10 protein-coding genes and 4 tRNA genes are annotated in these 14,109 nt (G+C 70.8%); 7 read left to right on the top strand and 7 right to left on the bottom strand.

Annotation, left to right across the window (positions count from 1 at the left end; translation table 11 throughout):
• Positions 1–224: 224 nt before the first annotated feature.
• From Q0A33_RS15630 to Q0A33_RS15620, 3 genes are all read right to left on the bottom strand, one after another.
• Positions 225–1,568 (bottom strand): hypothetical protein, encoded by a 1,344-nt coding sequence (locus Q0A33_RS15630; protein WP_291798972.1) that lies wholly within the window; start codon positions 1,566–1,568, stop codon positions 225–227.
• Positions 1,569–1,870: 302 nt separating this feature from the next.
• Positions 1,871–2,368 carry a Cys-tRNA(Pro) deacylase gene (gene ybaK, locus Q0A33_RS15625; protein ID WP_291798970.1) on the bottom strand — a complete coding sequence of 166 codons (498 nt, stop codon included), beginning with the start codon at positions 2,366–2,368 and terminating at the stop codon, positions 1,871–1,873.
• Positions 2,369–2,518: 150 nt separating this feature from the next.
• A complete protein-coding gene (locus Q0A33_RS15620; RefSeq protein WP_291798968.1) occupies positions 2,519–2,878 on the bottom strand; it encodes a metallopeptidase family protein in 360 nt (119 codons plus the stop codon).
• Between the two features lie 214 nt (positions 2,879–3,092).
• On the opposite strand from Q0A33_RS15620, the gene Q0A33_RS15615 reads away from it, so the two are divergent.
• From Q0A33_RS15615 to Q0A33_RS15600, 4 genes are all read left to right on the top strand, one after another.
• Positions 3,093–3,165 (top strand) — tRNA-Glu (locus Q0A33_RS15615).
• A 40-nt stretch (positions 3,166–3,205) separates the two neighbouring features.
• Positions 3,206–3,279 (top strand) — tRNA-Asp (locus tag Q0A33_RS15610).
• Between the two features lie 75 nt (positions 3,280–3,354).
• Positions 3,355–3,427: transfer RNA gene (locus tag Q0A33_RS15605), tRNA-Phe, on the top strand.
• A gap of 75 nt (positions 3,428–3,502) precedes the next feature.
• Positions 3,503–3,579 (top strand) — tRNA-Asp (locus tag Q0A33_RS15600).
• A 171-nt stretch (positions 3,580–3,750) separates the two neighbouring features.
• Here Q0A33_RS15600 and Q0A33_RS15595 read toward each other — a convergent pair.
• Both Q0A33_RS15595 and Q0A33_RS15590 read right to left on the bottom strand, forming a co-directional pair.
• Positions 3,751–5,238: a hypothetical protein gene (locus tag Q0A33_RS15595; protein WP_291798966.1), complete on the bottom strand. Its 1,488-nt coding sequence runs from the start codon at positions 5,236–5,238 to the stop codon at positions 3,751–3,753.
• A gap of 275 nt (positions 5,239–5,513) precedes the next feature.
• A complete protein-coding gene (locus tag Q0A33_RS15590; RefSeq protein WP_291798964.1) occupies positions 5,514–6,143 on the bottom strand; it encodes a YigZ family protein in 630 nt (209 codons plus the stop codon).
• A 314-nt stretch (positions 6,144–6,457) separates the two neighbouring features.
• Here Q0A33_RS15590 and Q0A33_RS15585 point away from each other — a divergent pair, with 314 nt between their 5' ends.
• The 3 genes from Q0A33_RS15585 to Q0A33_RS15575 all read left to right on the top strand — a co-directional run bounded on the left by Q0A33_RS15585 (position 6,458) and on the right by Q0A33_RS15575 (position 10,023).
• Entirely contained in the window at positions 6,458–7,807 is a 1,350-nt protein-coding gene (locus Q0A33_RS15585; RefSeq protein WP_291798961.1) for an aspartate aminotransferase family protein, read from the top strand.
• A gap of 240 nt (positions 7,808–8,047) precedes the next feature.
• Positions 8,048–8,767: a GPP34 family phosphoprotein gene (locus tag Q0A33_RS15580; RefSeq protein ID WP_291798959.1), complete on the top strand. Its 720-nt coding sequence runs from the start codon at positions 8,048–8,050 to the stop codon at positions 8,765–8,767.
• Positions 8,768–8,784: 17 nt separating this feature from the next.
• On the top strand, positions 8,785–10,023 hold the full coding sequence (locus Q0A33_RS15575; RefSeq protein ID WP_291798956.1) for a cation:proton antiporter: 1,239 nt from the start codon (positions 8,785–8,787) through the stop codon (positions 10,021–10,023).
• Between the two features lie 130 nt (positions 10,024–10,153).
• Here the strand turns inward: Q0A33_RS15575 and Q0A33_RS15570 are convergent, their stop codons facing one another.
• Positions 10,154–11,785 carry an amidohydrolase gene (locus Q0A33_RS15570; RefSeq protein ID WP_291798953.1) on the bottom strand — a complete coding sequence of 544 codons (1,632 nt, stop codon included), beginning with the start codon at positions 11,783–11,785 and terminating at the stop codon, positions 10,154–10,156.
• 228 nt (positions 11,786–12,013) lie between these two features.
• Complete coding sequence (locus Q0A33_RS15565; RefSeq protein ID WP_291798950.1) at positions 12,014–13,759, bottom strand: thiamine pyrophosphate-dependent enzyme; 1,746 nt, start codon at positions 13,757–13,759, stop codon at positions 12,014–12,016.
• Positions 13,760–14,109 lie beyond the last annotated feature (350 nt).

The raw sequence follows: 14,109 nt of genomic DNA, 5'->3' as shown, positions 1-14,109 counted from the left end.
TTCTCGCAGGAGGCGGAGACGCGATGAGCCGCAGTGCCGCGGTTCTGCCGGTGCGGGAAACGGGACCGGACGCGCAGGAACTCCACCGAGCCCCGTCGGAACGGGAGCCGATGGAGCCTCCTGCGCCGGGGCGCCGTGCTCCGGTACCGTCCTCACCGGATCACCGGATCACCGGATCACCGGATCACCGGATCACCGGATCACCGGATCACCGGATCACCGGATCACCGGGTGCGGCGGTTCCGTCCCAGCCCTGCGCTCATCATGAGCGTCGCGCCGCCCAGGGCCAGCAGTCCGGCGCCGAGCGCGAGTCCGGTGAGCTCCGCTCCCGTGCGGGGCATCGAGCTGCCGCCGGCCTCGGATCCGCCGCCGTCCTGTGCGCCGGTCACCTCGAAGCCGCCGGTGAGCGTTGCGAAGCCGGGGCAGCGCACGGTCACGTCGTAGGCGCCGGTGTACAGGTCCGGCCGCGACGTGTCGAGACCGTAGATGAGGACGGCGCCCGCACCGTCCTCGTCGAGCTCCCGGGTGTCCTCGTATGCGACGACGTCCGAGTCCTCCGCGGCGGTGACCGTGAAGGTCGCGAGGTCACCGGGTGCGCAGTCGCTGACCGCGAGGGTCACCCCGCCGTTCTCCGCGTCCACGAACCTCTCGGCGCTGATCGTCGTCGGATCCACCGTGAGGCTCGGTTCGGTCTCCGGCTCGCCGGTGGGATCGTCGCCCGTGATCGTGAACGCGGTGCGGGCGAGCACGCTGGGGCCCTCCCCGCTCTCCAGGACGGAGAGCTCGACCTCGCCGGGCTCCGGTTCCACCCCGTCCGGACGGACGGAGCCCGTGAGCACGCCGTTCGCGTCAGCGGTGAGCTCCTCGAGGTAGAGGGTGCCGGAGGTCGTGTAGGCGGCGGTGGCGACGACCTCCTGATGTGGTTCGAACCCTGTGCCGGAGAAGCCCAGGCCGTCCGCCTCGAGCTCCGAGACGCTGATCGTGTCCCGATCGGTCTGGACGCGGGGTTCGGCGGGAGCCTCCTCCGTGAGGGTGAGGTCTGCCGCGGCCACCAGTGCGCCGGAGGCGTCGCGTACCTCCACGGTGTGCGTGCCGGGGATCGCCACCTCGGTGGTCGCAGGGTGGAGCTGGGCGGCTGCTCGGCCGTCCGCATCGGAGTGCAGGCTCTCCGGCCGGACGCTGTATCCGCCGTCGGCCGTGACCTGGACGGTGTATGCCGTGTCCGGGTCGAGCCCCGTGGCCTCGGCGGTTACGCCGTCCTCGAGGAACTCGATGTCGGTGAGCGTCGTGGGTGAGACGGTAAGCGCCGGTTCTGCGGCCTCTTCCGTGCTGTCCTCCGTCGCCTCCTCCGTGCTCTCCTCCGTGGGTTCTGCGCTCTCGTCGGGCGGGTTCCCGGCGTCGTTCGTGGGGGTCGCCGTGTCCTCGGTCCCGTCTGCGGGCGGAGCCGTCTCCTCCGTGGCCGAGGTCGTCTCCGCGGGAGCGGGTGCCGCCGATGCGGCTGCGGCGCCGTAGCCGGTGAAGGTGAGAGCGACCGCGACGGCGAGGACTGTGCTCTTCAGGGTTCTCATCGTTCTGCCTTTCCGGGCAGCGGATCGTCCTGGCGGGTGCGAAGTCGTCGCCGACACCGGTGCCGGCCGGGCATCCCGTGCGATCCGCGGTCCTTCCGACGGTAGCCCGGGAACACGGGTGCGTCCTGCCTTCGGTCGTTCTGTTCCCGTCGATGACGAAAGTGTTCCACGGGCGTGACCGAGGTGAGACGGCGATGACACCGGTTCGTGATCGTGCCCGGGCCGCTCCCGCGTGCGTCTGCGCTGCACGTGGGGCGGGGGGCCGCGGCAGGTGAGCGGAGGGCTGTCCCCGCCCGCCGGAGTCAGTCGAGGTTGGCGATCCGTGCGACGGTGGCGTTGGTGATCATCACGAGGTCCGTGGGGCGGAGCTCGAGTTCGAGACCGCGCCTGCCGGCTGAGACCAGTACGGTCGAATGGGCGACGGCGGACTCGTCGATGAAGAGGGGGAGGGAGGCGCGCTGTCCCATGGGGCTGATGCCGCCGGTGACGTAGCCGGTGCGGCGTTCGGCCTCGGCGATGCCCGCGAGGACGGCCTTCTTGCCGCCGGCTGCGGAGGCGAGTGCCTTGAGATCGAGCTGGCCGGAGACGGGCACCAGCGCATTCACCGGCGTGGAGTCGACGAGGATGTGGAGCGTCTTCAGGACTCGCGAAGGTTCGACGCCGAGCTTCTCGCATGCCTCACTGCCGTAGCGGCGGGCGGCGGGATCGTGGTCGAACTCGTGTACGGAGAACTCGACGCCGGCGAGGCTGAGCACTCGGATTGCCGGAGTCGCTGCAGCGACTTTGGTTTGACGGGACATGATGCCGTCACGATACGAGATTCTCGGACCGTGAGCGAAATCAGCGTCATGACGGGCCTCGGACCAGGGGTTTTCCCTCGGCTCCCGACAGTGGGTGTTGCGGTGAGCGGTGTGCCGGCGCAGCAGTCCGGTGGTGTGCGCGAGCGGGTCTCAGCCCCACCCCAGCTCGTGGAGCCGGTCCTCCTCTATGCCGTGGTGGTGGGCGATCTCGTGGACGATCGTCACGAGGATCTCCTCACGCAGATGGTCTGCGTCCTCGGAGAAGCGGATGAGAGGGTGCTTGTAGAGGGTGATGGTGTCCGGCGGGACGAAGCTGAACAAGCCGGAGTCCCGTTCCGTGAGGGGGACCCCGTCGTAGACGCCCAGCAGCTCCGGCGTCTCCGGCGGGGGATCGTCCTGGACGAAGAACGCCACGTTGTCCGCGTGCCTGAGCACGCCCGGCGGGACGTCCTCGAGCGCTTCGTCGACGAGGCGGTCGAACAGCTCGTCGCTGATCTCGCTGAGGTCCATGGGAGGAGTCTAGTGAAGGTGCTCGGCAGGCCGAGCCGTGATGCCGGAGGAGGACCCCGCGGCACCCTCCGTGACGCGGGGAGGGCCGGTGAGTGACGCCGGAGGGCGGGTGAGCAGAGTCACGCGCGATCGGTGCGCTGCGGCTTTGCGCTGGGGTCATCCGAGAGGGTAAGCTTACGGAGGTCGCGAGCCGAGCAGGCACGGTGACTGCTGGGCCCCCATCGTCTAGAGGCCTAGGACACCGCCCTTTCACGGCGGCGACACGGGTTCGAATCCCGTTGGGGGTACGTGTACGATGGGTGCTCGTGCCCGCACACAAGAGAATATGGCCCTGTGGCGCAGTTGGTTAGCGCGCCGCCCTGTCACGGCGGAGGTCGCGGGTTCGAGTCCCGTCAGGGTCGCAGAGCAGTGGGAGGGGTTTCCGCGAGGAGACTCCTTCTGCTCTCCGGCCGGCATATTCGGTCCAAATTGAATACGGCTCTGTAGCTCAGTTGGTAGAGCGTTCGACTGAAAATCGAAAGGTCACCGGATCGACGCCGGTCGGAGCCACTGCACAGTTCCCCCGGTTCTCCGGGGGTCTCGTGTGCCGCACGGTGGATGTTCGCATCCTGGCCGTGCAAGCAAGGCCCTGTGGCGCAGTTGGTTAGCGCGCCGCCCTGTCACGGCGGAGGTCGAGGGTTCAAGTCCCTTCAGGGTCGCCAAACGAAAGTGCCCCGCTCTTCTCACGAAGAGCGGGGCACTTTCGCATCGCCGTTGCGCCCAGCCCCCACGCGCAGAGAGCCGGTGGGGCCACGGGCCACGCGAGAGCGGGAGCACGCCGGGGCCGGGTAAGCGCCGTGCGGTGCGTGTCGCCCGTGTGCGATCCCGCGGCCCTACGCCGAGGCCCCTGGGGCGGAACCGCTTCCGCCAGCCCCGTGTGCCGCCGTGCGCGAGCTGCCGGAATCCGCTCCACTCGAACCGTTCGCCTCGCCCTGCGACACGGAGTCCCCCGTCCCGGAACCGCTGGAGCCGGACCCGGAACCCGACCCGGCCGAACCCGAGCCGGAGCTGCCCGAACCGGACCCGGACTCGCCCGAGCCACCGCCGGTCCCGCCGGAACCACTCGAGGTCCCCGAACCGCTGCCCGAGCCCTCGGAATCCCCTTCGGAACCGCTGGTTCCGCCGTCCTCTCCGGTCGAGCCCTCGGAACCGCTTCCCTGCCCCGCGCCCGACTCACCGGTGTCCGTGTCCCCTCCGGATCCGTTGCCGGTCCCGGTCCCGCTGTCAGCGCCGCCCTGGTCCGTGCCGCCGTTCCGGGTTCCGGTGCCGGTCCCGGAGTCGCTGCGGCTGCCTGCGCCGTCCCCGGAGCCGTCGTCCGCATCCGCCGAGCCGCCGGACACGGACCTGGAGATCTGCGAGGTGCCGGGCGAGATGTCGGCATCGGTGAAGGATTCGGCGATCACCACCGCGCCCAGTCCGACGCCGAACACCACGGCGCCGATCGCCACCGGGTACAGGACCCGCCTGCGCCGCAGCTTCTGCATCCAGGTCTGCGGGCCGCTGCCGGTCTGGGCGGTTTCGGTCTCTCCGGCGGCCGGGCTGTCTCCTTCGGCTGTGTCCTCACCGTCGCTCCGGCCCTGGGCAGGCCCCTCCGGGCGGCCGTCATGCACTCCCAGCGCACCGGCGCCAGTGCTGGGGAAGCGACGCACCGCGCCCTTGCGTCCGGCACCGCGGTCGGAGGCTCCCGGCTCCGTCTGCACCAGTTTGGTGCCGACCTCCTTGATCTTCTCCTTGCCCTTGTCGAGGCTCTTGCTGTAGAGCGTCACGGCGAGGGCGGTGACGATGCTCGCCACGCTTGCGCCCGCCACCGTTCCGGCCACGCCCAGCTGACCGCCGATGACCGAGGACGTGGCGGCCGCACCCGCACCGGCGAGCAGCTGCGTGACCGATATGCCGCCGTCCTTCTTCTCCTTCTTCCCCGCCTCGTCCCTCTCAGCACCCGCCTCGGCTCCGGCGTTCTCCACACCTGCGGGATCGGGCACTGCGCGGCCTCCGGCGGACGCGGGCCCTCCGGCAGCGGCCGCTCCGCCTCCGAAGTCTGATTCCGTGGCGGGGCCCGAATCCCCGGCGGGAGCCGATGCCGCAGCGGGGACGGCGGCAGCGGTGCCGCGCTGCGCCCCTATCGCACCCGTCTCCTGCGCCGCCATGAGCTCCTCGGTGATGAGAGGCAGCGTCTGCGAGGGCAGCGGCGCGGCCTCAACGGCAGAGCCGCCCGACCCGGCCTGCGTGGAAACGGCCTCATACAGGTCACGATCACGGCTCGCGCCTTCGCGCCGCGAGGGATCCCAGGCACGGGGCAGATCGTCCTGATGCGAAGTCAATGGTCCTCCAAGTGTCTGATCCGACGAGTGTCCCTCATGCCGGTGGGGGTAACCTGACCGGCCGGACGGCAGGCTGAATGGACCCTGACAGCCGTCGGCAGGCCCTCCTCCCTGATCAGCGACGACGTCCGCGACCGTGACCCAGCTGACGCTCGGGTCTCAGGGCGATCACGGGATCGCCGCGTTTCCTTCACCTGTGGGAGAGGAGCCGCCGGAGACCGCCTCGGCCCTCGCCACCGAGGACGGGACGGCACCCTGCTCCGGGTCGCGTCTGCTCAGACCCGCGCCCAGACGTTCTCACCCGCCGTGGCCTCGGCGGATCCGGCGCTGAGATCCGCGAGGGTGCGCAGGCCAGAGTCCAGCTCTGCCGGCGGGACGAACAGGGTGAGGGCGACCTCGGCCCCGTATTCCGCCTCCGTGCTCCAGCCTGCGGACCGAGCGGCGCGTTCCAGGGCCGCGGCCAGCGCGTAGTCGGCTGTGAGGGTGAGGGGAGTGCGCTCCGCGAAGGTGTCGATCCGCGCCGCGTCCGCCGCTGCCGAGGCCGCCTCTCCGTATGCACGGACCAGCCCGCCGGCGCCCAGCAGGGTTCCCCCGAAGTACCGCGTGACGACGCACAGCACATAGGTGAGGTCTCTGCCGGTGAGCACGTCGAGGATGGGTGCGCCCGCCGTGCCCGCAGGTTCGCCGTCGTCGCTGAACCTCCGCGTCCTCGCGTCCGGATCGAGGACGAAGGCCGTGCAGTGGTGGCGCGCCTTGGGGTGCGCGGACCGGCGCTGAGCGATGAGCGTGCGCGCCTCCTCCTCGGAGGTCACGGGCGCGACGAGCCCGAGGAAGCGGGAGTGCTTGATCTCGATCTCCGCCTCCGCAGCACCCCGCAGCGTCCGGTACTCCTGCGTCTCAGCCATCCCCCGAGCCTATCTGCAGGCATGGCTTATCGGCAGGCATGGCCTGGGGGCGGCCCCGGCCCTCTTAACAGCCCCGGCCTGGAGGCGGCCCGGTCCATTTTGCAGCCCCGGCGCTCCCGGCAGATGCAGGTGCTCTCAGGGCCCGCCTCCGGAGGCCGCCGGCGCACCGTCCCGCCACGTGGAGACGAGGTGCTGAGCGGGCATCCGGCCCCCTATTGTGGACGCGTATTGTGATCGCAGTCTCCGGTCGGCGGGTGTGCCGCACGTGAGCGCTCACCGGGAGCGCGGACCGGGAGCAGGAGGAGGGAACCCCAGTGCTGGAATTCAACGAGGACGAGCTCGAGCAGCTGCGCGCGGATGCGCAGCGCGCCTACGACCTGGACCGGGCGCACGTCTTCCATTCGTGGTCCGCGCAGAAGCAGATCACGCCCATGGTGATCTCCCGGGCGGAGGGCTCCTACGTCTACGACGGCGAGGGCAGGCCGTTCCTCGACTTCTCCTCGCAGCTCGTGAACACGAACATCGGCCACCAGCACCCCAAGGTCGTCCAGGCCATCAAGGACCAGGCCGACGTGCTGTGCACCATCAACCCGGCCCACGCCAATGACAAGCGCTCCGAGGCGGCCCGCCTCATCTCCGAACGTCTGCCGGAGAACCTCAACCACATCTTCTTCACGAACGGCGGCGCTGACGCGGTGGAGCACGCCGTGCGCATGGCGCGGCTGCACACCGGCCGCCGCAAGGTGCTCTCCCGGTACCGCAGCTATCACGGCGGCACGGAGCAGGCGATCAACATCACCGGCGATCCGCGCCGCTTCCGCAACGACGCCGGCGACGCCGGGGTGGTCCACTTCTTCGGTCCGTTCCTGTACCGCTCGGAGTTCCACGCGACCACCGAGGCCGAGGAGACCGAGCGCGCCCTCAAGCACCTCCGCCGCACCATTGAGCTTGAGGGGCCGGAGACCATCGCTGCGATCATCCTCGAGTCCATCCCCGGCACCGCCGGCATCATGATCCCGCCCAAGGAGTACATGCAGGGCGTGCGTGCGCTCGCGGACGAGTTCGGCATCGTCTACATCGCGGACGAGGTCATGGCCGGGTTCGGCCGCTCCGGCAAGTGGTTCTCCTTCGAGCACTTCGACGTCGTCCCGGACCTCGTGACCTTCGCCAAGGGTGTGAACTCCGGCTACATCCCGCTGGGCGGTGTCGCCATCAGCGACGACATCTACGACACCTTCGCCGATGTCTCCTACCCCGGCGGTCTCACCTACTCCGGCCATCCGCTGGCCTGCGCCTCCGCCGTGGCGACCATCAACGCGATGGAGGACGAGGGCATGGTGGAGAACGCCGCGCACCTGGGCGAGACGGTCGTCGGCCCGCGTCTGCGCGCACTCGCGGAGAAGTCGTCCATCGTGGGCGAGGTGCGCGGTGCGGGCATGTTCTGGGCGATCGATCTCGTCAGGGACAAGGAGACCCGCGAGGAGCTGGCGCCCTACGGCGGCGCCTCCGCGGAGATGAACGAGGTGGTGGGCAAGCTCAAGGCAGGCGGCATCCTCCCGTTCGTGAACTTCAACCGCCTCCACATCGTGCCGCCGCTCAACATCACCGCCGAGGAGCTGAACGCGGGCCTCGACGTGTACGAGAAGGTGCTCACCGAGGCCTGAGCCGCGGATCTCTGCGGGCTGAGCCGCGGTCTCGCCGCGCTGCTCTTCGCCGTGTTATCAGTCCCCCCCGCCGTTTCTCGCGAAATGGCTGGGGGAACTGATCACACGGCGTTCTGCTTCGGCAGGGCCTCGGGCGATGTGCCGTACGGAGCGAGCGTACAGCCGCCGCCTCACTCCCCGGCTGGCACACTGGGTGGAGACCGGCCGTGCCCGCGCGGCCACGAGGGAGGCGAGTCGACGATGCTCATCTGCGAAGACCTGTTCCTGCTGCTGACCACGGACGAGGGCGGCACCGAGCCGTGGGTCTCCTACCGGGACTACGGCCTGGCCGCCGGTCTGCTCGCAGACCTCACCCTGGCCCAGTGCCTCACGGTGGAGCCCGGCCGCTGGGGCGGCACCAAGGTGAGCCTCGCTGCTGAGGCCGACCCCGCCTCGACCGCAGCGCTGCGGGAGCAGTCGCCGCCGCTGGCGTTCGGCATCGAGGCGCTCGCGGACAGGAAGCCCACCGCCGTGAGCACAGTCGTCGTGGCCGGCTGGTTCAACCCTCGGCAGGCGATCGTCGACGGACTGACGGAGCGCGGCATCGTCGGCGTGGTCGGGAAGCGGATGCTCGGTCTCGTGCCGGAGAAGCACCCCACCCTGGACGCTCGGCCGGAGGCGGACACCCGCGCCCGGCTGCTCGCTGCGCTGCAGGGCGCCCGCCCGGCAGCGGCGGATGCGCTCATCCTCAGTGTCCTCAAGAGCCTCGGCGCGGCTCCGCACGTCCTCAAGGCGGAGCTCGAGGCCGCCGGGATGCGGCGCGGCCAGGCGCACAAGCGGATCGACGAACTCACGGAGGCGCTGCCGGTCGAGGCCTCGGCAGGTGGGAAGGCCGTGGCCTCTGCGATCGCAGGCATCCAGGCGGCGATCGGCGCGGCAGTGGCGGCGAGCGTCGCCGGAGGCGCAGCGGCCTCGAACTGAGCGGTAGCCTTCTTCTCATGCCTGAAGGCCATCTCCTCGTCGACAACCTGCTCTCCGTCTGGTGGATCCTGCTCGCGGCGGCGCTGGCCCCGGTCTGCGCGCTCGTGGTGCGGCGCCATGTGCCGGACGTCGTATGGCTGCTGGCGTTCGGCGTGCTGATCGGTCCGCACGCCCTGGGGCTGGCGGCGCCCACGGAGGCCGTGGAGTTCCTGCGTGAGCTGGGCATGGGCTTCCTGTTCCTGCTCGCGGGCTTCGAGGTGAGCCCCGCAGACATGCGCGGGAGGCAGGGACGGCATGCGGCTCTCACGTGGGTGATCTGCGCGGTGCTCGGAACGGCGGCCGGCCTCCTGCTCACGCAGGGCGAGGTGCAGGTCGCGATCGTCCTGGGCATCGCCTCGACCTCCACGGCGCTGGGCACGCTGCTGCCCATCCTCAAGGACTCCGGGCTCATGAGCCGCCCGCTGGGTGCGGCCGCCATGGTCCACGGTGCCTACGGCGAGCTCCTGCCCATCCTCGCGATGTCCCTGCTGCTCTCCAGCCACGGCACCTGGCAGGCAGCACTCGTGCTGCTGCTGTTCATGGCGGCCGCGGTCATCACGGTGGTGACCCCGGCGAGGATCCTCCGGCGCATTCCGCTGCTGGGCCGGGCCGTGGCGGCGGCGTCCAACACCACGATGCAGACGACGCTGCGCCTCACGGTGTTCATCCTCATCACGCTCATGCTGCTGACCGCGGTGCTCGACCTCGACGTGGCACTGGGCGCATTCGCCGCAGGTCTCCTGCTCAACGTCGCCTTCCGCGCGGTGGCGCCGGACCACGGCCAGGAGATCGCGCACAAGGTCGAGATCGTGGGGTTCAGCTTCCTCATCCCGGTCTTCTTCGTCACCAGCGGAATGGGCATCGACCTGGGCGCCGTGCTGAGCGAGTGGCCCATGCTGCTGGGCTTCGTGTGCGTCATCGCGGTGGTGCGCGGCCTCGTGGTGTGCGCACGGGAGAGGTTCACGCCCACCGGCTCCGGGCTCACGGATCCGCGGGAGCAGATCGCACTGGGCCTCTATTCCGCCACCGGGCTGCCGCTCATCGTCGCGGTCACGCAGATCGCTGCGTCCTCGGGTCTCATCAGTGCGACCACCGCCTCCGTCATGGTCACCGGCGGTGCGCTCACGGTGCTGGTGTTCCCGTTCGTCGCGGGTCTGCTGGTGAAGGAGAAGCGGCCCGAGGCGGAGGCCGGCTCCGGGACTGCGCCGGCCGACTGAGGGCAGCGGCGGACTGCGGGCAAGCACGCCCCTTCGTTTCGCACCTTTCAACGGTGTGCGCACGAGCACACATGCGCATACGGTTGAAAGGTGCGAAACGTGCCTGCGCAGGCGGGCGAGGCCGCACCCCTCACAGCGCCCAGTGCGTGAACTCCCCGCCGGCCATCGTCGCGAGCACGTCGATGTCCCTGATGCGCGCGGGGTCCGCCGTGACGGGATCGTCCGCCAGGACGACGAGGTCCGCGACCTTCCCGCCCGTGAGGGTGCCCTTGAAGGACGAGTGGCCCGAGGCCTCGGCGGCGATCCGGGTGTACGCGGCCACCGCCTGCTCCGGTGAGAGGCATTCCTCTGCCGCGCCCATGATGCCACCGGTGCCGGTCGCCCGGTCCACGTAGGCCTGGATCCCGCGCAGCACGGCACCGTCCGCGCAGGGGCGGTCCGAGGATCCCGGCATCATCACGCCGGCGTCCGCGAACGAGCGCGCGCGGTAGAGCAGCCTGCGGCGCTCCGGCCCCAGCGAGCGGTTCATGCCGTCGCCGATGTCCCTGGCGAACGCCGCCTGCGGCGTCACCGCGATGCCGTACTCCGCGAGGGTGGGCAGATGCTCGTCATGGACCACCGCGGCGTGCTCGATCCGGTTGGGGTGGGCGCGAGGGCCGTAGGTGTCGATCGCCTCGACGATGGTGGCGACGGCGTGGTCCACCGCGAGGTCGCCGATCGCGTGCACGGCCACCGACCAGCCGGAGCGGTAGGCGTCGAGGGTGAGGCGGCGGAGGGCCTCGGCGTCGTCCTGCAGGTATCCGGCGGTGTCGCGGCCGGCGTAGTTCTCGCGCAGCGCCGCGGTCTCACCGCTGAGGGCACCGTCCATGAAGATCTTCACCGGGCCCAGACTCAGCCATTCGTCGCCGAACCCGGTGCGCATGCCGGTGTCCAGGCCGATCCCGTAGTCGTCCGCCTCGTGCGCGCTGATTCCGTGGAGCCCTGTGGCCATCGGCATGAGCTGGGCCCGGGCGCGGAGCAGCCCTCGTTCGCGGGCCAGCTGGTAGGCGTGGAGCTCGATGGGGGAGTGGCCGATCCAGCCGGCGAAGATGCCGCACTCCCCGAAGCTCGTGATCCCCTCCCGCGCGTACTGCGCGGTGGCGAGGTCCAGCGCGTGCACCAGCGTTTCGAGCGAGTAGGGGCGGATGAGGTCCTGCACCAGCTCCTGCGCCGTCTCCTCGACGAGCCCGGTGGGGTTCCCTGCCGCATCGCGGACCACTCTGCCGCCTGCGGGATCCGTGAAGCCCGGTTCCAGGATGCCCGCCAGGCGCATCGCCGCGGTGTTGACGATGGCGGAGTGCCCGGACTGCTGGCGCAGGAACAGCGGCCGCCCGCCCGTGATCCTGTCGAGGACGGCGAGGTCCGGGTAGGCGCCGCCGTAGTCGCGGTGCCCGTAGCCGGTCGCGCTGACCCATTCCCCGGCAGGCACCGCCGCCGAGGCCGCCTCGAGCTTCGCGTACACCTCCGGCAGGCCGCCGGGCAGGGCGGTGCAGTCCACGCTCGCGAGGGTGAGACCGTACCAGGCGGTGTGGCAGTGGACGTCGTTGAAGCCGGGCAGCACCGCGGCGCCGTCGAGGTTGATGCGCCGGCGGGCGTTGAGGCTGCGGACGTCCGCGTCGAAGCCCACGATGCGGCCGTTCCACACCCCGAGGGTCCGGGCCGCCGGCTTGGAGTCGTCGATGGTGCGGATCCGTGCGTTGTCGAGGATGAGGTCGAGCATCATGCGCTCACTCTAGGGCGCGGGGAGGCGCGGCGCTGCTGCGGTTCAGCGCCGGTAGACGCGGCTCAGCGGTGGCGCGGTGTCTCCGCCTCCCACAGCAACCCACCCCGGAAACGCGTGCTGCCACCCACCTATAGGTGGGTGGCAGAGTGCGTAAGGGGTGTGAAGCTGCATGCAGGGCGGTCGGAGGCGTACGTCCTCCCACCTGCGGGCTCCTCCACCTCCGAGCGCTCACGTCCGCGGCAGGCGCACCGTGGGATCCGTCCGGATGTGCAGCAGCGCCGGACCCTCGTGGGCGAGGGCCTCTGCGAGGGTGGGGGCGAAGTCCTCCGTCCGCTCCACGGTGTATCCGCGCCCGCCGCACGCCCGCGCGTAGGCCGCGAAGTCCGGGTTCGTCATGCTCGTCCCGGACGGCCGGCCCGGGTACTCCCGCTCCTGGTGGCCCACGATGGTGCCGTAGACGGAGTTGTCGTCGACGATCACCGTGATGTTCGCGCCCTCGTGCACCGCCGTGGCGAACTCCTGGCCGTTCATCATGAAGCAGCCGTCCCCCGCCAGTGCGATGACGGGTGCTTCCGGCCTGGCCAGCGCCGCCGCAACCGCGGCCGGTGTGCCCATGCCCATCGCGCCGTTCTTGGGTGCCAGCACGCGGGAGCCGGCCTGCAGTGGCCAGTACCGCAGGGCCCACGCCGAGTAGTTGCCCGCGCCGTAGGCGAGCGTGAAGGCCTCCGGCAGCACGGTTGCCGCCTCACGATAGGCGCGGTCCCGGTCGAGGTACTCCTCGCTGCGCTCGCCGCCGACCACCGTGGTCCGCCACTCCGCGTAGCGGACGCGGAAGGGCGCATACCACGCGGATTCCGCTGCGGCCGGCTCTTCCGCCTGTGCAGCCGCCGGCCGGTTCTGTTCGTTCTCCGCCAGCGCTGCGACGAAGGAGTTCACGTCTGCGGTGATGAGCGTGTCGAGCGGTCCGAAGTGCCCGTGGGCATCCGGATCCGGTCCCACCACGATGGTCGTCCGCGGCTCCGTGCCGATCGAATACGAAGCGCTCATCACATCGGAGCGGACGCCGCCCAGGTAGAGCTGGAGATCCGCGGCGTCGAAGGCTTCGCGCGTCCCGGCGAAGCTCGAGTAGCCCAGCGGTCCCAGGAACGCCGGGCTGCGGTGGTCGACGATGTCGTGTGCGCGGAAGTCTGCGATGATGCCCACGCCGCGGACCTCGGCCCATGCCGCCAGTGCCTCGCCGGCCTCCGCGGTCCAGCCCTCGCCGCCCACCACCACCGCGGGGCGAGCTGCCGCGGCGATGGCGGCCTCGACCTCGGCGATGCCCTGCGGTGCGGGTGCGGACACCGGGCGAGGTGCCACCACGGGAGAGGTCGTCAGCTCCAGCAGGCGCTCCTCCGGCAGGCCCACCACCACCGGTCCGGGGCGTCCGGACGCGGCGGTGTGGAAGGCGTCCGCGACGATGCGGGCCGTGGAGTCCGGGTCGTCGACGATGAGCACCTTCTTGGCGGTGGAGCCGAACCACGCGGCGATGTCGAACTCCTGGAACGCCTCCCGGCCGCGCTGCTCCGTGGGGATGAGGCCGGAGAACAGCACCAGCGGAGTCTTGTCCTGATACGCCGTGTGCACGGCGATCATGGCATTGGCCGCCCCCGGTCCGCGGGTGACCATGGCGACGCCGGGGCGGCCGGTGAGGCGGGCCTCGGCCAGCGCCATCCAGCCGGCGCCACCCTCCTGGCGGCACACCACGGTGCGGACGGGGGAGTCGTAGAGGCCGTCGAGCACGTCGAGGTAGGACTCGCCGGGGACGCAGTAGACCCGTTCCACCCCCTGCTCCTCGAGCTGGCGGACGAGGAGGTGGCCTGCGGACCGTGCGCCGGATGCGGCCGGGGAAGCTGACACGGCCGCATCCGGCGCGGAGGCCGCGGAGGCCGCGGAGGAGGGTGTGGATGCGGAGGCGGGTGTGACTGCGCTCATATCCCACATCTATCACGCGGCGCGGACGCGAAGGAGGGCGCGTCTGCGGGGTGGACCCGGCTGTGCGTTCGCGGCGTGGGGTGGGTGGTGTCATCCGGCGGGGCCCGGAAACGGACGCAGCTGCCCACATATGCGTGGGCGGCTGGGACGCTATGCGGTGTGGCCTTCGGGAGGGCCCCGGAAACGGGCGTTCCCACCCACTCATAGGTGGGTGGGAACGCCGGTATGAGGTGTGGGCCGGCTTTCCCTCTGTGCGGTGCGCGGACTCGGCCCCACGCTGTGCGGGCGCAGGTGTGCGGATCCGGAGGTGCGGGCGGCTGTGCCGACACGCGGCGTGTGAACGGCAGCGC

The sequence above is a fragment of the Brevibacterium sp. genome (assembly GCF_022712115.1).
Classification (GTDB): domain Bacteria; phylum Actinomycetota; class Actinomycetes; order Actinomycetales; family Brevibacteriaceae; genus Brevibacterium; species Brevibacterium salitolerans.
The sequence above is the reverse complement of the archived record's forward strand: the minus strand, read 5'-3'. Positions and strand labels throughout refer to the sequence as shown.